Genomic DNA, 18647 nt, shown 5'->3' on the forward strand with positions numbered 1-18647 from the left:
CCTGCTTACGCGTTGGCCCTGATCATGTTGGTGATGCGGGCGGTGGAAAGCCGGCGCCCCTGGTCATCGGTCATGACCACTTCGTGGACCGTCAGGGTCCGGCCCAAGTGGATGGCGGTGGCCGTGCCGGTCACCAGCCCCGCGGCCGCGGCACGGTGATGGGTAGCACTGACTTCGATGCCCAGCGCGTGCCGGTCAGGTCCGGCATGGATGGCAGCGGCGAAGGATCCCAAGGTTTCGGCCAGCACCGTGTGCGCACCCCCGTGCAGGATCCCGGCCACCTGCGTATTGCCCTCGACCGGCATGGTGGCAACCATCCGCTCGGCACTCATGTGCGAAAAAACGATCCCCATTTTCACCACTAAGGCGCCCACGCCCATATGCCGCAGCCACGGACGCAGTTCCACCGGCACCCCTGCGGAAACAAGCTCTTCAGTCAAATCCGGTGCTGCCGCCGGAACCGCTTCCGGTGTGAAATTGTCGCTCATGGGAACTAGGCTGGCACCTGTGAGTGAAACTAACAAACCGGTGTCCCCAGCCGGCGATACGCTGACGGCCACGGCCGCAGCCCCTGAAGAAAATTCCATCCAGGAACGAAAGCGCCTGCTGGTCATCGATGGCCATTCCATGGCATTCCGGGCGTTCTACGCCCTCCCGGCGGACAAGTTCTCCACGGATACCGGGCAGCACACCAACGCTGTCTACGGTTTCACTTCCATGCTGCTGGTCATGATCCGCGAGCACAAGCCGACGCACGTGGCGGTGGCGTTCGACCTTGACACTCCCACATTCCGCGACCAGGAATACAGCGAATACAAGGGCGGCCGGAGCAAGACCCCGCAGGAATTCCATGGCCAGGTGGACCTGATCATCAAGCTCATGGAGGCCATGCGGATCCCCACCATCTCCATGGACGGGTTCGAGGCCGATGACATCATCGCCACCCTTGCCACCCAGGGCGAAGCGGCCGGCTGGGATGTGCTGGTGGTCTCGGGCGACCGGGATGCGTTCCAGCTCATCACGGACAGCGTGACGGTGCTCTACCCGAAGAAGGGCATCAGCGACATCCCGCCCATGGACGCCGCGGCTGTGGAGGCGAAGTACTTCGTGTCCCCGGCCCGCTACTCGGATCTGGCGGCGCTCGTCGGCGAGACCGCGGACAATCTCCCCGGCGTGCCGGGCGTGGGGCCGAAGACGGCCGCCAAGTGGATCAACCAGTATGGCGGTCTGGACGGCATACTGGAGAACCTGGATTCCATCGGCGGCAAGGTCGGTGACGCCCTCCGGGCGAATGTCGAGGACGTCAAGCGCAACCGCCGGCTCAATCATCTGCTCAGGGACATGGACCTGCCGGTCAACCTGGAAACCATGCTCCTGCAGCAGCCGGACCGTGACGCCATCGAGGAACTCTTCGATGCCCTCCAGTTCAACACTTTGCGCAAGCGGCTGATCGACACCTTTGGCGGCGAAGAGCAGGTCGAGGACACCGAGGTCCACGCACCGCAGCACGTGGTTCTGACGAACGAGAAGGAACTGGACGACTGGCTCGACAGCACCAACCAGCTCCCGGTCGCCGTGCAACTGGTCAGCGAGCAATCCACAGCAGGGGACGACGCCGTGGGGCTGGCCTTGGTGAGCCCCACGGCCGCCGCTTACGTTGCCTTTGAAGGCCTCGACGCCGACGCCGAGCGCCGGCTTGCGGAGTGGTTGGAGGATCTGGATGCACCCAAGGTCATCCACGATTTCAAGTCGGCCTACAAGCTGCTCGCCGTCCGAGGCCTCGAGCTGGCGGGCGTCGTTGATGACACGGCGATCTCCGCGTACCTGATCCAGCCGGACCGCCGCAACTACGATCTGGCCGAGCTGGCACAGTACCACTTGAAACTCTCGGTAGCATCGGCGGCATCGCCCGGCGGCGGTCAGCTGGAGCTGAGCCTGGGCGAAGACGATGTGGCGGCTCCCGCCGTCGCAAAAGCCTTTGCCTCGCTGGAACTGAGCGAGCACTTCGCCGGCCAGCTCATCGAGCGGGGCGCGAACCAGCTGCTGGCGGGGCTGGATCTGCCGCTGTCGCTGGTGCTGGCCCGGATGGAGCTGGACGGCATTGCTGTTGCCGTGGACAAGCTGGACGGCCTGATGGACGGCTTCAACTCCACTATCAATGCCGCAAGCTCGGAAGCCTTCCGGATCATCGGAAAGGAGATCAATCTGGGTTCGCCGAAACAGCTCCAGACGGTCCTGTTCGACGAGCTGGAACTGCCCAAGACCAAGAAGATCAAGACCGGCTACTCCACTGATGCGGACGCCCTGAATGATCTGATCACCAAAACGCAGCATCCGTTCCTGGTGCAGCTGCTGGCTTACCGGGATGCCACCAAACTCAAACAGACGGTGGAAGGGCTGAAAAAGTCAGTAGCCGAGGACGGCCGCATCCACACCACGTACGCGCAAACAGTGGCTGCGACCGGGCGCCTGTCATCGAACAACCCGAACCTGCAGAACATCCCCGTCCGTTCCGAAGAGGGCCGCCGCATCCGCGAAGTCTTCATCGTGGGGGAAGGTTATGAAACGCTGCTCACCGCGGACTACTCGCAGATCGAAATGCGCATCATGGCGCACCTGTCCGGTGACGAGGGACTGATCCAGGCCTTCCGCCAGGGCGAGGACCTGCACAGGTTCGTCGGCGCCCATATCTTCGGAGTGGCCCCGGAAGAGGTCACCAGCGAGATGCGCGCCAAGGTCAAGGCCATGTCCTACGGCCTGGTGTACGGCCTGAGTTCCTTCGGGCTGTCCAAACAGCTGAAGATTTCGGTTGATGAAGCCCGGACCTTGATGAAGGACTACTTCGCGCGGTTCGGGGCCGTACGGGACTACCTGCGCGGCATTGTCGAGCAGGCACGCAAGGACGGTTTCACTTCCACGATTGAGGGCCGCCGCCGCTACCTGCCGGACCTGAACAGCGGTAACCGCCAGCTGCGCGAGATGTCGGAGCGGGCTGCCCTGAACGCACCCATCCAAGGTTCGGCAGCGGACATCATCAAGAAGGCAATGCTCGGTGTTGAGGCCGGGCTCAGGCGCCAGAAGCTGTCCTCAAGGATGCTGCTGCAGGTGCATGACGAACTGGTACTCGAGGTCGCCTCGGGGGAGCGCGAGACGGTGGAGAAGCTGGTGCGGGAGCAAATGGCGGCGGCAGCCGAGCTGACTGTTCCGCTGGATGTGTCGGTCGGGATCGGCAGCAACTGGAACGAAGCCGGCCACTGATCCGGATGGCTGAAGCCGGTCCGTGGGCCGGCTTCAGCGGTATTTTTGTCTCATTTACTGCCGGTAGGGTTTCCTTGATCGTTTAAGCCGGCTCTGCCAGGAGAGTTCAATTGTTTTTCGGCCAACAGCCACCTGCCCGCGCGGCCGTCCGCTTCCTTCTGCTGGTTACAGCCCTCATCATGGCGCTGTTCGTAGCCGTGTTCGCCCTGCACTACGTCACCCCGGTGGACGAAGCGAAGGAATTCGTGGACATCGGGGCCGAGGCCAATCTGCCCACCTGGTGGAACTCGGCGCTGCTGTTCCTGGTGGCCGCACTGGCCGCAACATCCGCGCTGACTGCCCATGGCAGGACACGCTTCTCCTGGACAGTGATTGCGGCGGCGGCCGCGTACCTGAGCCTCGACGAGGCAGCCCGGCTGCACGAACGGCTCGCCCGGCCGCTCCTGGCCGCAGGATTGGACACCCCGACCTACCCCTGGCTCGCGCTGGGTGCGGCCGTCGGGATTGCCGGTGCCACGGTGCTGTTCTTCGCCGGGCGGTCGCTGCCCCGGGAAACGGGACGACGCCTCGCCCTGGGGCTGGGCAGCTACGGTGCAGGCGCGCTGGGTGTCGAAGGGTTCAACGGCTGGATACGTCAGAATGGCCCCGATTACGTCTTCTCCGCGGGGTTGATCCTGGAGGAAGGCCTGGAAATGTTCGGCTGTATCATCGCTGTCGGCGCCATCGCTGATTACCTCGCGAGCCGGTTGCAACGGTCCCAGGATCTAGTGGAAGCGGAAAATGCCCACTAGGCTCGTAAACCGTGGACACCAACGCGGCAACCGCATCCTCGACCCTGCGGATTGAACAATTCCCTGCCGATACTGGGGCCGGCACTCCGTCGGCCCGGTTCCAGGGCTGGTTCGAGGCCGTCGATGCAGGTTTCCATGAAAGTTCTACCGATGCAGCGCACGTAGCCGAATACGCGAACGGCTACGCCGCGGACAACCGCATGTTGTGGGGAGTTTACGACGACGAGCCCCGGCCCGGCGTGTGGAGTCCCGATATTCCCGTGGCCACCTACGCCACCATGGTCAACAGCATGAATGTCGGCGGCGGCCGCCTGCTCGATACCCACCAGATCACCGCCGTGACCGTCCGACCCACCCACCGCCGGCGCGGTCTGCTGCGGCGCCTGATCACCAGCGATCTCGAACAGGCCGCACGCTCCGGCCTGGGCATCGCCGCGCTGACCGCATCCGAAGCGACGATCTACGGCCGCTTTGGCTTCGGAGCGGCAACTTTCACCCGCGAGGTGGAGGTGGACGTTCAGGAGCGGTTCGGCCTCCGGACGCCGCAGGCCGGCACAGTCGAGATGGCGGACCCGGCATCCCTGCAGCAGTTGGGGCCGGAGATTTTTACCCGGTTCCACGCCAGGACTCCGGGGTCGGTGGCCCGGCAGTATGCCTACGCGAAGAGAATCTCCGGCCAATGGGGGCACGACAAACCAGAACCTGACAAGTCCATCCGGGCGGCCGTCCACTACGACGGCAGCGGGACACCCCAGGGCTACGTGAGCTACCGGTTCGCAGGTTGGTCCAAGGAACCGTACACAATGAAGGTCGTGGATCTGGTGGCCGCCACCGCGGAAAGCTACCGGGAACTGTGGCGGTATCTGGGCTCCCTTGACCTGGTGCAGCGGATCAGCTGGCCCCTTGCTCCGGTCGAAGACCCGTTGCCGTGGGCGCTGCAGGACAGCCGTGGATACGCGGCGAAGTCAGCCGAAGATGTGCTCTGGCTGCGGATTCTGGATCCGGTCAACGCATTACAAACGCGTCATTACGACGGCGAGGGCCGGCTGGCACTTGAGATTGTTGATCCGCTCGGCCTGGCCGCAGGCCGGTTCTTGCTGGAGGCCGCCGGCGGAAACGCGCGGGTGCAACCGCTGGCACCGGACGCCGCGGTGGACCTGAGCGTTGATATCGACGTGCTGGGCTCACTCTACCTGGGCGGCGTCAGGGCCGGGACGCTGGCAGCCGCCGGCAGGCTGTCCAGTGCAACCGAGGACGCAGTGGGAAGGCTGGAGCGGATTTTCGCCACCACAGCACAGCCGTACTGCATCACGCACTTCTGAGTAGCGACTGCCCGCTCGGGATGTGGAAGATAGCCAGTGCCGCGGGCTTCAACGCTTTGACCGCGGTTGGCTCAAGCGGCTAGACTTATCGGGCGCGTAATGCGTACGCACTACCCTTTTATTAAAGTCCACCTCCGGACGGTCAATAACCGCAAGGCTGCAGCTATTTTGTGCTGGCGCTGAGCGTGTAGTCAAACCGCCTGGAACTAAGAAATCTATCCACATCGGAGCCCCTACTACATGACCATCACCTCCACCGAGAAGCCCGGTACCCCGCAGGTCGCCATCAACGACATTGGTACCGCCGAAGACTTCCTCGCTGCCGTCGACGCCACCATCAAGTACTTCAATGACGGTGATCTCGTCGAAGGTACCGTCGTCAAGGTTGACCGCGATGAAGTTCTGCTCGACATCGGTTACAAGACCGAAGGTGTCATCCCGTCCCGCGAGCTTTCCATCAAGCACGACGTTGATCCCGGCGAAGTTGTCGCCGTGGGCGATCAGGTCGAAGCCCTTGTCCTGACCAAGGAAGACAAGGAAGGCCGCCTCATTCTCTCCAAGAAGCGTGCTCAGTACGAGCGTGCTTGGGGTGACATCGAGAAGGTCAAGGAAGAGGACGGCGTCGTTACCGGTACCGTCATCGAGGTCGTCAAGGGTGGTCTTATCCTCGACATCGGCCTGCGCGGCTTCCTGCCCGCCTCCCTCGTCGAGATGCGCCGTGTGCGCGACCTGGCTCCGTACATCGGCCAGAAGATCGAAGCCAAAATCATCGAGCTGGACAAGAACCGCAACAACGTTGTGCTCTCCCGCCGTGCATGGCTCGAGCAGACCCAGTCCGAGGTCCGCTCCACCTTCCTCAACAAGCTGGAAAAGGGCCAGGTCCGTCCGGGCGTCGTTTCCTCCATCGTCAACTTCGGTGCATTCGTGGACCTGGGCGGCGTCGACGGACTGGTTCACGTCTCCGAGCTGTCCTGGAAGCACATCGACCACCCGTCCGAGGTTGTCGAAGTTGGCCAGGAAGTCACCGTCGAAGTTCTGGAAGTCGATCTGGACCGCGAGCGTGTTTCCCTGTCGCTGAAGGCCACCCAGGAAGATCCTTGGCAGACCTTCGCCCGCACCCATGCCCTTGGGCAGGTTGTTCCGGGTAAGGTCACCAAGCTGGTTCCGTTCGGTGCGTTCGTCCGCGTTGAAGACGGCATCGAAGGCCTGGTTCACATCTCCGAGCTGGCCGTCCGCCACGTTGAGCTGGCCGAGCAGGTTGTCTCCGTGGGCGACGAGCTGTTCGTCAAGGTCATCGACATCGACCTCGAGCGCCGCCGCATCTCCCTCAGCCTCAAGCAGGCAAACGAGGGCGTTGACCCGGAGGGTACCGAGTTCGACCCGGCCCTGTACGGTATGGCTGCCGAGTACGACGAAGAGGGCAACTACAAGTACCCGGAGGGCTTCGACCCGGAGTCCAACGAGTGGCTTGAGGGTTACGAGACCCAGCGCGCCGCTTGGGAGCAGCAGTACGCTGATGCCCAGGCCCGCTGGGAATCCCACAAGAAGCAGGTTGCCCAGCACCTGCAGGAAGACACCCAGGCTACTTCCGAGCCGGGCGAATCCGCTGCAACCAGCTACTCCTCTGAGCCCGCTCAGACGGAGACCGTCAGCACCGGTGGCGGAACGCTCGCTTCGGATGAGGCCCTCGCCGCACTGCGCGAGAAGCTCACCGGCAATTAATTGCGCCGGCCCTAACGGGTAAGCAGACAAAAGAACCCCTGTCGCCTGACAGGGGTTCTTTTGTCTGCCTGGAACGGTTCTAAGGCTGGCTGGTGCTCACGGTGACGGTGAATTTCGGGTTCCGGGCAACCTCTCGGGTCGGTCCGACCAGCCGGTTCAGGGCCGGTTTGTAAGCGAGGTGGCTGTTCCATACCGTCCAGAGCTCACCGCCGGGAGCCAGCACACGGCCGGCATCGGCGAAGAGCTTGTGGGCGATGCCGGCATGTACCGCGTTGCCGATGTGGAACGGGGGATTGAGCACAATGAATTCCTCGCTGGAGCCGGGAAGCGCGGACAGCGCATCGTCCCGCTGAACGGTCACCCGCCCGCTGACGCCGTTTGCCTCCGCAGTGGCCCGGGCCGAGGCGACGGCGGACTCGGACTGGTCCGTGGCCAGGACAGCCAGGTCCGGGCGAGACAAGGCGAGGTACGCCGCAATCGTCCCGTTGCCGCAGCCCAGGTCCACTGCGCGCCGGGCAGCGCGGGCACCGGCGAGGGCCGGGAGCAGGAAACGGGTGCCCGTGTCGAGCTTGGCTCCGCCGAAAGTACCGCCAAAGGCGACGATCCGCAGCGGAGCCGGCAGCCCGACGTCGTACTCTTCCTTGAGCGGGAAACGGCTGCCGACGTCGTCCCGGGGAACGGTTGCCGTCAGCACCCGGGCCTTCTGCCGGCCCAGCCCCGCGCTCACGGAGGCGAACGCCGTTCCCAGCACCTGGTTCATCGCGGGGGACATATGTTTGTCGCGCCCGCCGGCAAGCACCGTCACCTCCGTTGCTGCCGCGGCAGCGATGACGGCCGCCGTTTCTTCGAGGGCATCCAGCGACCGGGGCAGCTGCATCAGGACCAGACGGACGCCCGTAAACAGCTCAGGACCCAGCGGGGAGTGCGTGTAGCCGCCGAGTCCGAGCAGGCGGGCGTTGTTGTCCAACGCACGCGCGGCCGAGAGCGGATCCTGATGGACCCGCAGCCCGGTGAAACCTGTGGCAGCCAGGGAAAGGGTCAGCGCACCGTAGTGGTCGTTGACGACGGCGATCTGGCTGCCCTGAAATCCGGCTAGCAGGGTGGCGGCCGAGTCGAGCAGCAGCCGGTCTGCAGCATCTGCCGCATAGAGGTTCTCCGCCTCCACATCGGGCCAGCGGCGCAAGCGGGCCAAGTCCAGTTCAGGCAAGATCCACCCACTCGGTTCCGCGAGGCGCGGCTGGTTCTCCACCCGCGGTGAGCGAAGCCAGCTGCTCATGAAAGCGGGCCAGCACCTCCGGGTCAGCCGCGAGGGCCACATTGATCTCCACTCCGGCCGGCCCATAGTCGCTGCCGAGCACGGTGACTCCTGCAGCGCGCAGCTCGTTCTCGAGCCGGCCGGCCTGGGCGTGTCCAGCAGCGACTGCATACAGCTGCATGCGCCGCCGCTGCACCAATCGGGCGGAGGCAACGGCCTGCGAAACCGACTCCGAGTACGCCCGCACCAGGCCGCCGGCGCCCAACAAGATACCGCCGAAATAACGTACGACGACGGCCGCAACGTCGCTGAGGTCCGTCATGCCGGGCGTTGTCTCGCGTCTGGTCAGTGCTTCCAGCATCGGGAGCCCGGCTGTACCGGAGGGCTCGCCGTCGTCGTTGGAGCGTTGCACGTCGCGATCCGGTCCCAGGACGAACGCAGAGCAATGATGCCGGGCATCGTGGAACTCCTTGCGCAGGCCGGCGACAAGTTCGCGGGCGGCATCCTCGGTCTCGACCCGGCGAAGCACCGTGATGAAGCGGGAGCGCTTGATCTCGATTTCGTGCCGGTGTTCGCCAGCAATAGTCGTATAGCTGGTCACCGTGGACTGGGAGGCTGGATGCACCCAACCAGCCTAGTACGGCGGCCGCCATCCTGCGCCCCTCCCTCCGTTTCCCGTGCCAGGGGTTCTGCCTGGGCCTGAGCCAAGTGGTTGCCGGGGGAGGGCTTGTGGTCTCGCTAGACTGATGCTGTGCTTAAGGTCGGTCTGACAGGCGGCATTGCCGCGGGTAAATCTCTGGTGGCGCGGCGGCTGCGTGAACGCGGCGCGCTCCTGATCGATGCCGACGTGCTCGCTCGCGAAGTCGTCGAACCGGGGACTCCCGGACTGCAGGCTGTGGTGGCGGCGTTCGGGGAAAAGATTCTGACCGACGACGGCGGACTGGACCGTCCGGCCCTCGGCGCTGCGGTTTTCGGTGATCATGCGAAACGGGAACAGCTCAACGCCATCATCCACCCGCTGGTCCGCGCACGTTCGGCTCAGCTGGTTGCAGAGGCCGAGCCGGAGCGGATCATCGTTCAGGACATCCCGCTGCTGGTGGAAACCGGGCAAGGGTCGCGATTCCATCTGGTCCTTGTGGTGGATGCCCCCGAGGAAGTCCGGATCCGGCGCATGGTCTCTGACCGGGGCATGGCTGAGGCCGACGCTCAGGCACGCATTGCCGCGCAGGCGACACATGCCGAACGGCTGGCAGCGGCCGACGTCGTACTGGAAAACGTGGAGTCCCCGGAAGCCCTCCTGGCACGGGTAGACCGCTTGTGGGATGAGCGGCTCGAACCTTTCGCGGCGAACCTTACGGCGGCGCGGGTGGCCGCCCACCGCGGCGGGCCTGTCCTGGCTGAACCGCGGCGGGACTGGCCGCAGCAGGCGAAGCGGCTGGCGGACCGGATCCAGGCGGCGGATGAGCGGATTCTGGCGGTGGATCACATCGGCTCGACGGCTGTACCAGGGCTGCCGGCGAAGGACGTCATCGATCTGCAGGTCAGCGTGCGTTCGTTGGCTGAAGCCGACGCGGTTGCAGACAGCCTGGCGTCGGCTGGTTTCCCCCGTCGTCGGGGATTGTGGCGGGACATCCCCAAGCCATCGCACCCGGACCCCGCCGACTGGGAGAAGCGGCTGCACGGGAATGCAGACCCGGGGCGGAGCGCAAACGTCCATGTCCGGGTCGCCGGATCCCCAGGCTGGCGGTTTGCGCTGGGCTTCCGGGACTGGCTGCGCGCCAACCCGCTGATGGTGCAGGAGTACTTGGCGGAAAAGAAACGGCTTGCCGACCTGCACGCAACGGACAGCTCAATCGGCCGCTACGCGAAAGATAAGGAACGCTGGTTCACGGAGGTAGCCGAACCCGGGATGCAGGACTGGATGCGCCGTGTCCGATGGCGGCCGGACGGCGCGACTGGGTAGCGGCGGCCGGCGCGCTACGCAGCCGTGGCCCGTCAGCGGGCCGCTTCTGCCCGGTCCCGTTCGATGCTGGGGATTTCCGTCCCGCGGATGGAGCAACCAGCGGTTTCCGGGATGAACTTCAGCGCAACGGCGCCGACGACACAGGCCACCATCATGTAGTAGGCGGGAACCAGCGTGTCACCGGTAGCTTGAATGAGCAGATCGTTCACCAGCGGCGCCGTCCCGCCGAAGAGCGCCGTTGACACGTTGTAGGTGATGGCGAATCCGGCATACCGCACCTGCGTGGGGAACATCGCCGGGAACGTCGCGGAAATTGTCGCCAGCTGCAGTACGTACAACAGACCCAGCACGGCGAAGCCGATCAGGGCCGTGCCGAAGTTGATCCGCATGAGCAGGTACATGGGTATGGCGGCCACAAAGAGGCCCAGCAGCGAGGCCCACCACATGGGTTTTCGGCCGATCCTATCGGAGAGCTTGCCGGCAAACGGGATGACAATCATCATGGCCAGCTGGCCCAGCAGCAGCAGCGTCAGAGCGTTGTTGGCGGGCAGATTGATTTCCGTCTGCAGGTAGGTGGGCATGTAGCTGAGCAGGGTGTAGTTCGTGACATTCAGCGCTACGACCAGTCCGCCCATGGTCAGCAGCGGCTTCCAATATTTCACCACCAGATCGCGCAGCTCGGTCTTCGCGTTGGGCTCTTCCAGATGATGGTCCTCGAGATCGCGGAAGACCGGCGTATCTTCGAGCTTGGTACGCAGATAGAGACCGATCAGACCCATGGGACCCGCCACCAGGAACGGCAGGCGCCAGCCCCACTCGGTCATTGCCTGCTCACCCAGCACGATCTGGAAGAACAGCACTAGCGCCGTGCCGAGGATGAAACCGAACAGGGTGCCGAATTCCAGGAAGCTGCCGAAGAAACCGCGCTTCTTATCCGGCGAGTACTCGGCCATGAAGGTTGCCGCCCCGCCGTATTCGCCGCCGGTGGAGAACCCTTGCACCATGCGGAGCAGGATCAGCAGGATCGGGGCCCAGACGCCGATCGTTTCAAAATTGGGGAGCAGGCCGATGGCAAAGGTGGCACCGGCCATCAGGATGATGGTCAGCGCCAGAATGGCCTTGCGGCCAAGCCGGTCTCCGAGCGGGCCCCAGACCAGCCCGCCCAACGGACGGACAAGGAATGAGATGGCGAAGGTGGCCAGCGCGAGGGCGGTGCCAAGGCCGCCTTCTGTGGGGAAGAAGTTGGCGGTAATGTACGTGACGGCTACCGCATAAATGCCGTAGTCGAACCACTCCGTGGCGTTACCCATCGCCGACGCGCCGATGGCGTTCCGGATGGTTTTCCTGCCTTCAGGGGTATCGGTAGTCGGGGCCGCGTATTTTTCCTCCACGGGCTCAGACGCCGGGTTCTGCTGGGGGTTTGCGTCGTCCTGGCCGGGCCTCTGACCCGGCTCCGGCTCCGGCGGTCGTTCATCGGTTGGCACTGTCTCTCCATCCAGATCAGTGATCTTTGCAGATCCTCATCTTCTGTTCGGTTCGATTGGCGTCGCTATAGCTCACAGTATCCACCGGCAGAGCGCCGAGGCCAACCGTTTTTGGCAAATTCTCCCTGCCGGATCAGCGGTAGCGGCGGAGACAACACAGGTTCTGGCCCGATGTTCAGCCGGGAGCAATCGCGGACGAGCGCTGGCCGCAATTGGGGCTACCGTTAATGCCATGAGTCTTGCGCAGGACATCAACCGAGTTGTAGCTCCATTCGAAGTAATCAGTGATTACAAACCAGCAGGCGACCAGCCGGGCGCCATTAAGGAACTCACCGCCCGGATCCAGGCAGGGGAGAAGGACATCGTCCTTCTGGGTGCAACGGGCACCGGCAAAAGCGCCACGACGGCGTGGCTGATCGAACAGGTGCAGCGGCCCACGCTGGTTATGGTCCAGAACAAGACACTGGCAGCCCAGTTGGCGAACGAGTTCCGGGAACTGTTGCCGAACAATGCAGTGGAGTACTTCGTCTCCTACTACGACTACTACCAGCCGGAAGCTTACGTGCCACAGACGGACACGTTCATCGAAAAGGACTCCTCCGTCAACGAGGAAGTCGAACGGCTCCGGCATTCGGCGACGAACGCTTTGCTGACCCGTCGTGACGTCGTCGTCGTTGCTACGGTCTCCTGCATCTACGGTCTGGGCACGCCCGAGGAATACGTGGCTGGCATGGTCACTCTCCGTCAGGGCGAGGAGATGAACCGTGATGAGCTGCTGCGCAGATTCGTATCCATGCAGTACGCGCGTAATGACATGGACTTCCACCGGGGCACCTTCCGGGTGCGCGGGGATACGGTGGAGATCATTCCGATGTATGAGGAACAGGCCCTTCGCATCGAGTTTTTCGGGGACGAAATCGAGAAGATCTACACCTTGCATCCCCTGACCGGCGAGATTATCCGCGAGGAAACCGAGATGTATGTGTTTCCGGCCTCGCACTACGTGGCGGGACCGGAGCGGATGAGCCGGGCGATTAAGGAGATCGAGGATGAGCTGGCCAGCCGGCTGCAGGTCCTGGAATCCCAGAACAAACTGGTGGAGGCCCAGCGGCTGCGGATGCGCACAACGTACGACCTCGAAATGATGCAGCAGATGGGCTTCTGCAACGGCATTGAAAACTACTCCCGGCACATCGACGGCCGTGGTGCCGGAACCGCGCCGCACTGCCTGCTCGACTACTTCCCCGACGACTTCATGCTGGTGATCGACGAGTCCCACGTGACAGTCCCGCAGATCGGCGCGATGTACGAAGGCGATATGTCACGTAAGCGCACGTTGGTGGACCACGGATTCCGGCTGCCCTCCGCAATGGACAACCGGCCGCTGAAATGGGATGAATTCCTCGAGCGGATCGGCCAGACCGTGTACCTCTCAGCGACGCCGGGCAAATACGAGCTCGGCAAGGCCGACGGGTACGTCCAGCAGATTATCCGTCCGACCGGCCTGATCGACCCGGAAGTCGTGGTGAAGCCGACCAAGGGCCAGATCGATGACCTGCTGGGTGAGATCAACACCCGGGTGGAGAAGAACGAGCGCGTCCTGGTCACCACGCTGACCAAACGGATGGCCGAGGACCTGACCGAATACCTCATGGAGCACGGCGTCAAAGTCCAGTACCTGCACTCGGACGTCGATACCCTGCGCCGGGTGGAACTCCTGCGCGAACTGCGGATGGGTACCTTCGACGTCCTGGTCGGGATCAACCTGCTGCGTGAAGGCCTGGACCTGCCCGAAGTCTCCCTGGTCAGCATCCTCGATGCAGACAAGGAGGGGTTCCTGCGCAGCAGCACGTCGCTGATCCAGACCATCGGCCGCGCGGCCCGTAACGTGTCGGGCGAGGTCCACATGTATGCGGACCGCATCACCGATTCGATGGCGCACGCCATCGAGGAGACCAACCGGCGCCGCGAAATCCAGCAGGCCTACAACAAGAAACACGGGGTGGACCCGCAGCCGCTGCGCAAACGGATTGCGGACATTACCGACCAGCTGGCCCGCGAGGACGCCGATACGGCGGAGCTGCTGGGTGAGTTTGATTACGGCAAGGGCAAGCGCGGCTACTCGGCCGCGAAGCCGAAGGAAAAGATCCGTAAGGACGGTCTTGCAGCGGTGCCCGCCGAGGACCTTGCCTCCCTGATCGAAGAGATGACCGCGCAGATGCATGCGGCAGCGGCGGAACTGCAGTTCGAGTTGGCCGGGCGGTTGCGGGACGAAATTGCCGATCTCAAGAAGGACCTCCGGCAGATGCGTGCAGCCGGTCACGCCTGACCCCGGAGCGGCCGATCGGGTACACTCGTTGAGGCGTAGGGGAGTATCCCAAGTGCTGTGAACGTCAACACGCCCGGCGAAGTCGCCGGGCCGGGCACAGCGGCCGGCCATTGGTTGCCGGCGGAGAGACTTGCGGCAACCACTCGTACCCTCGAAAGGCCTTTTTCGTGCTCGAATTACCCCTTTGGTTTGAAGTCGGCACCTTTGTGGTGCTTGGACTGGTCCTGTTGTTCGACCTTCTCTACGTGGTACGACGCCCCCATGAGCCCTCCATGAAGGAAGCCGGGCTCTGGGTCGGGTTCTACGTGACGCTGGCCCTGATCTTCGGCGCGATGATGTTCGCGTTCACGGGACCTGAATTCGGCGGGCAGTTCCTGGCTGGCTGGGTGACGGAATACAGCCTCAGCATCGACAACCTGTTCGTCTTCATCATCATCATGGCGCGCTTCTCCGTGCCGCGTAAATACCAGCAGGAAGTGCTGATGGTGGGCATCATCATCGCGCTGATCCTGCGCGGCATCTTCATTCTGCTGGGTGCGGAGTTGGTGGAGAACTTCAGCTGGATCTTCTACATCTTCGGTGCTTTCCTGCTGTGGACCGGCTACAAGCAGGCAAAGGACGACGGCGAGGACGAAGAAGAGGGCGCTGAGAACCCGCTGATCGCCAAGCTGCGTACCGTGGTGCCGATGAGCGACAAGTACGACGGCAACAAGATCCGCACCGTGGTGAACGGGAAAAAGGTCTTTACCCCGATGCTCATCGTGTTCGTGACCATCGGCCTGACCGACCTGCTCTTCGCCGTTGACTCCATCCCGGCAATCTTCGGTCTGACCCAGAGCGCCTTCATTGTTTTCACCGCCAACATCTTTGCGCTGATGGGCCTTCGCCAGCTGTACTTCCTGCTGGGCGGTCTCATGACGCGCCTGGTCTACCTCAAGCACGGCCTGGCCTTCATCCTCGTCTTCATTGGCGTCAAGCTGATCTTCCACGCCATGCATGTCAATGAACTGCCCTTCCTCAACGGCGGCCAGCCGATTGAATGGGCCCCGGAGATTCCGACCTTCGTCTCCCTGGCGGTCATCGTCGGCACGATTGTCGTCGCCACGGTAGCGAGCCTGCTGAGCCCTGCGGCCAAGGCCGCAAAGCTCGACGCCGAACTCGCTGCGGACCTGGAGGCCAGTCGCCGCGAGGAGCGCGAGGAAGACAAGCTCAACGAACAGTAGCCAGTTGAACGACAGGAAGCGCGCGGCGCACAGCGGCGTTATGCTCGCAGTGTGAGTTCTCCTGTCAACGCGGCGCTGGATGTCCAAGCACGGCTTGGACGCATCCAGCGCCGCACCGTTTTAACCCTCGCCCTCGCCCAGTTGTTCAGCGGCGTTGGCAATGGTGCCGCACTCGCGATCGGTTCCCTTCTTGCCGTGGAGCTTTCCGGCAATGAAGAACTTGCCGGTACGTCCACCATGGCCCTGTCCCTGGCCGGTGCCCTGGTCGCGCTGCCACTGGCCGGCCTGGCGGCTCGGAGAGGCCGGCGGCAGGCGCTGATCTCCGGCCTGCTGCTGGCCCTGCTGGGCGCCGCACTCATGGTGCTGGCACCCATCCTGCGTTCCTACCTGCTGGTGCTGGCTGGATCCGCCTTGCTGGGCGTCGGCGCCGCAGTCAATCTGCAGGCGCGGTTTGCGGCCGTCGATCTGGCACGGCCGGAGCGCCGCGGACGCGACCTGTCCTTCGTGGTCTGGTCCATCACCATCGGAGCGGTGGCAGGACCAAATCTGATTAAGCCCGGAGCCGAGCTCGCCTTAGCCCTGTCGCTGCCGGAGACGTCCGGTCCGTTCCTGTTTTCAATGGCAGGGCTGGCCATCGGAGCGGTTCTGCTGTTCGTCGGGCTGCGTCCGGATCCGCTGCTGGTGGCCCGGAGCGTTGCCGCTGGTCCCGGAACGGCGCCCGCATCTCCCGCCGCACATCGAGCCGCACCGGCGACGGAGGCCGCGCCGAACTCCGCCTTGCCCCAAAGGCTCCGCGGTGGTTCGCTGGGCGCTGGCCTGGCGGCGGTCCGCCGGTCACCGATGGCTCAGCTGGGTCTGGTCACGGTCGTCGGGGCGCACCTGGTCATGGTCGCGGTGATGTCCATGACTCCCGTCCATCTGCAGGCGCTCGATCATGCGTCCGGTCTGCACCACAGCGAGGCCGATACACTCGCGTTCATCGGATTCACCATCTCCCTGCACATCGCCGGCATGTACGCGCTGTCGCCGGTGATCGGCCTTCTCACCGACAGGCTGGGCCGACTTCGGATGATCATGGCCGCCCAGCTGGTGCTGCTGGCCGCCGTCGGGCTGGCCGGGATCGGGCACGGTGACCAGCTGTGGGTGGGAGTCGGACTGGCTGTCCTCGGCGTGGGCTGGTCGGCTGCCACCATCGCCGGCTCCACCTTGTTGACGGAATCAGTCTCCGACGAGGACCGGGTGCTGGTGCAGGGAGTCTCCGATACCTGCATGGGTGCCGCGGGTGCGTTGGGTGCGGCGCTCTCCGGCGTAGCACTTGCGTTCTTTGGCTTCGCCGGACTGAACCTGGCAGCAGCGCTGGCGGCCGGCGTCGTCCTGGCCTTCGCTGTTGTGGAGACCGCCCGGAACCGCGCGAGCCAGCGACAGACGTAGGACGCGCCGCCGTTGTTTCCGGCAGCGGAACCTGGCCGTGAACTACTCGACGGCGCCATCCTGCTTGCGGCACATGGTGAGCAGGCGGCGGAAGATGGCCTCGCCGTCGTCCGAAATGCCGTCATGATGGAAATCGGCGGTCTCCCACACCTGCAGTCCCCTGACCCGGTCGGCAGTTTCCAGCGACAGGTCGCGGTCCACGTAGATGTCCTCCGCGTACACCGCAGCTGCGGCCGGTACGGTGTTCGCGGCCAGCCGTTCAAGGTCGTAAAGCGCGGGCCAGTCGTCCTGGGTAGCCAGCAGCCCGGCCACCTCCTGCAGCGGCACCAGCGCCGGGTCCTCCTCGAAGTACCACGGGTAGACCATTTCGCCGGTGAGCAGCGGATGCTCCGCTTCGGGGCTGAACTGCGGATACTGCCCAAGGACCCGCCAGGCGGACCAGACGGTGGCTTCCTGCTGGGCGTAGATGGCTTCGTGCAGCAACGCATAAAGGGGATTGGCAGCCCGGCTGACTTGGTGGCTGACCTGTTCGAGGAAGGTATCGGACAGCCGCGGGCCGTCCGGCGTGGCAGTGAATGCATCTTCCAGCAGGTAGTGCAGGGCGTCCACCCGGGTATTGCCACCCAGGAAGGAGCCGAGCATCTGGAAGCGGCGCACACTCAGTTGCTCGCCGGTAGGCAGGTATTCCGGCACCTGCTCCAGATGCCGGGCTATCCGGGTCACCTGCTGGCGGTCCTCGGGGTAGCGGGCGAAGTATTCGGCGTTGCGAGCCTCGACCCCCTTGAAGGTGACCTGGTACACCCGGTCCGGGTGGCCGGTCAGCGGTGCCAGACCGCCGGTGATGAGGACCTCGCGAAGTCCCGCCGGTGCAAATGATAGGTAGCTCAGGGCGCAGAAACCGCCGTAGCTCTGGCCGAAGACGCTCCAGGGCGCGGCGGCCAGCTTCTGCCGGATGAGCTCGGCGTCCGCCACGATGGAGTCTGCCCGAAAGTGGGTCAGGTATTCCGCCTGCGCCGCCGCGCCGCCCTGCAGCGGAAGGCTCTGGCGGGAGAGGGGAGTGGACAGCCCGGTGCCGCGCTGGTCCAGCATCAGGATGCGGAAGTGCCGCGCGGCTTCCTTCATCCAGCCGCCCAGGGACGTTACCCGGTTCCCGCGGCCGCCGGGACCGCCCTGCAGGAACAGCAGCCAGGGCAGGGATTCCACTGCCTCGGGGCTGTGCTCCAGGGACGTGTATTCCCGGGCGAAGACCTGGATGCTGCCACCGTCCACGTCCCCGTGGACCAGCGGAACGGTGAACCAGTGTTCCACCGTCCTGGCCCCGTGCATGACGTGCGAGGCGGCAATCCGGTGGGCTGCGCCGTCGTGCATTATGCCGTCCGAGCCGGAACGGTGGAGCCGAATTCGCGCAGCGCGGGGCCGGCCAGGCGGAAGGTGGACCACTCCTCCTGCGGCAGCGCACCCAGGCTGCGGTAGAAGTTGATGGACGGTTCGTTCCAGTTCAGCACCGCCCATTCCACCCGGGCATAACCGTTCTCGACGGCGTGCTGTGCCAGCGTGCGCAGCAGTGCCTTGCCGTGCCCCGCGCCGCGTGACTCCGGGCGCACGTACAGGTCCTCCAGGTAGATGCCGTGGACGCCCTCCCAGGTGGAGAAATTGCGGAACCATAGCGCAAAACCCTGCACGCCGCCGTCGTCCTCGGCGATATGGGCGAACACGGACGGGTTGCCGCCGAAGAGGGCCTGCTTCAGCTGCTCCTCGGTGGTCTTGACCGCGTCCGGTTCCTTTTCGTAGACGGCGAGCTCGCGGATGAGCTCAAGGATGACGGGAACATCGGATTCGCGGGCACGCCGGATACTGGTCATAACTGGC

14 protein-coding genes are annotated in these 18647 nt (G+C 64.3%); 8 read left to right on the top strand and 6 right to left on the bottom strand.

Translation table 11 applies throughout. From position 1 onward, the window contains the following. Positions 1-5 precede the first annotated feature (5 nt). Positions 6-488 carry a hotdog fold thioesterase gene (locus HGO92_RS11255; protein ID WP_205834390.1) on the bottom strand — a complete coding sequence of 161 codons (483 nt, stop codon included), beginning with the start codon at positions 486-488 and terminating at the stop codon, positions 6-8. Here HGO92_RS11255 and polA point away from each other — a divergent pair. The 4 genes from polA (at position 487) to rpsA (ending at position 7093) form a co-directional block, all read left to right on the top strand. After that, positions 487-3258: a DNA polymerase I gene (gene polA / locus HGO92_RS11260; protein ID WP_169994774.1), complete on the top strand. Its 2772-nt coding sequence runs from the start codon at positions 487-489 to the stop codon at positions 3256-3258. The two genes, HGO92_RS11255 and polA, sit on opposite strands and share 2 nt — an antisense overlap. Positions 3259-3368: 110 nt before the next feature. Continuing rightward, positions 3369-4049 (top strand): DUF8692 domain-containing protein, encoded by a 681-nt coding sequence (locus HGO92_RS11265; protein ID WP_169994776.1) that lies wholly within the window; start codon positions 3369-3371, stop codon positions 4047-4049. 11 nt (positions 4050-4060) lie between these two features. Then, positions 4061-5371 carry a GNAT family N-acetyltransferase gene (locus tag HGO92_RS11270; protein ID WP_169994778.1) on the top strand — a complete coding sequence of 437 codons (1311 nt, stop codon included), beginning with the start codon at positions 4061-4063 and terminating at the stop codon, positions 5369-5371. Positions 5372-5611: 240 nt separating this feature from the next. Next, positions 5612-7093, top strand: a complete 1482-nt coding sequence (gene rpsA / locus HGO92_RS11275; RefSeq protein WP_169994780.1) for a 30S ribosomal protein S1 — start codon at positions 5612-5614, stop codon at positions 7091-7093. 79 nt (positions 7094-7172) lie between these two features. Here the strand turns inward: rpsA and HGO92_RS11280 are convergent, their stop codons facing one another. Both HGO92_RS11280 and HGO92_RS11285 read right to left on the bottom strand, forming a co-directional pair. Then, positions 7173-8300 (bottom strand): class I SAM-dependent methyltransferase, encoded by a 1128-nt coding sequence (locus HGO92_RS11280; protein WP_240974562.1) that lies wholly within the window; start codon positions 8298-8300, stop codon positions 7173-7175. Continuing rightward, on the bottom strand, positions 8293-8973 hold the full coding sequence (locus HGO92_RS11285; protein WP_169994783.1) for a YigZ family protein: 681 nt from the start codon (positions 8971-8973) through the stop codon (positions 8293-8295). The genes HGO92_RS11280 and HGO92_RS11285 overlap by 8 nt, the downstream gene beginning before the upstream one ends. 126 nt (positions 8974-9099) lie before the next feature. Between HGO92_RS11285 and coaE the strand changes: the two genes are divergently transcribed. Further along, positions 9100-10311, top strand: coding sequence for a dephospho-CoA kinase (coaE, locus tag HGO92_RS11290; RefSeq protein ID WP_169994785.1), 1212 nt, complete (start codon positions 9100-9102; stop codon positions 10309-10311). A gap of 32 nt (positions 10312-10343) precedes the next feature. Here the strand turns inward: coaE and HGO92_RS11295 are convergent, their stop codons facing one another. Then, on the bottom strand, positions 10344-11621 hold the full coding sequence (locus tag HGO92_RS11295; protein ID WP_205834432.1) for an MFS transporter: 1278 nt from the start codon (positions 11619-11621) through the stop codon (positions 10344-10346). 406 nt (positions 11622-12027) lie between these two features. Between HGO92_RS11295 and uvrB the strand changes: the two genes are divergently transcribed. The 3 genes from uvrB to HGO92_RS11310 all read left to right on the top strand — a co-directional run bounded on the left by uvrB (position 12028) and on the right by HGO92_RS11310 (position 16778). Next, positions 12028-14124, top strand: coding sequence for an excinuclease ABC subunit UvrB (uvrB, locus tag HGO92_RS11300; protein WP_169994787.1), 2097 nt, complete (start codon positions 12028-12030; stop codon positions 14122-14124). A 167-nt stretch (positions 14125-14291) separates the two neighbouring features. Continuing rightward, positions 14292-15347, top strand: coding sequence for a TerC/Alx family metal homeostasis membrane protein (locus HGO92_RS11305; RefSeq protein ID WP_169994789.1), 1056 nt, complete (start codon positions 14292-14294; stop codon positions 15345-15347). 51 nt (positions 15348-15398) lie between these two features. Beyond that, complete coding sequence (locus HGO92_RS11310) at positions 15399-16778, top strand: MFS transporter (RefSeq protein ID WP_346768924.1); 1380 nt, start codon at positions 15399-15401, stop codon at positions 16776-16778. A gap of 42 nt (positions 16779-16820) precedes the next feature. On the opposite strand, the gene HGO92_RS11315 is transcribed toward HGO92_RS11310, so the two are convergent. Beyond that, entirely contained in the window at positions 16821-18146 is a 1326-nt protein-coding gene (locus HGO92_RS11315) for an alpha/beta fold hydrolase (protein WP_169994791.1), read from the bottom strand. After that, positions 18146-18640, bottom strand: a complete 495-nt coding sequence (locus HGO92_RS11320) for a GNAT family N-acetyltransferase (RefSeq protein WP_169994793.1) — start codon at positions 18638-18640, stop codon at positions 18146-18148. The genes HGO92_RS11315 and HGO92_RS11320 overlap by 1 nt, the downstream gene beginning before the upstream one ends. Positions 18641-18647: the final 7 nt, after the last annotated feature.

The sequence above is a fragment of the Crystallibacter degradans genome (assembly GCF_012952295.1).
GTDB classification, from domain to species: Bacteria; Actinomycetota; Actinomycetes; order Actinomycetales; family Micrococcaceae; genus Crystallibacter; species Crystallibacter degradans.

Bases quoted from the DNA above. Each gene is read 5' to 3' on its own strand.
- polA (WP_169994774.1), top strand. From the start codon at position 487: ATGGGAACTAGGCTGGCACCTGTGAGTGAAACTAACAAACCGGTGTCC.
- HGO92_RS11255 (WP_205834390.1), bottom strand. From the start codon at position 488: ATGAGCGACAATTTCACACCGGAAGCGGTTCCGGCGGCAGCACCGGAT.
- HGO92_RS11295 (WP_205834432.1), bottom strand. From the start codon at position 11,621: ATGGGTAACGCCACGGAGTGGTTCGACTACGGCATTTATGCGGTAGCC.
- uvrB (WP_169994787.1), top strand. From the start codon at position 12,028: ATGAGTCTTGCGCAGGACATCAACCGAGTTGTAGCTCCATTCGAAGTA.
- HGO92_RS11315 (WP_169994791.1), bottom strand. From the start codon at position 18,146: ATGCACGACGGCGCAGCCCACCGGATTGCCGCCTCGCACGTCATGCAC.
- HGO92_RS11320 (WP_169994793.1), bottom strand. From the start codon at position 18,640: ATGACCAGTATCCGGCGTGCCCGCGAATCCGATGTTCCCGTCATCCTT.
- rpsA (WP_169994780.1), top strand. From the start codon at position 5,612: ATGACCATCACCTCCACCGAGAAGCCCGGTACCCCGCAGGTCGCCATC.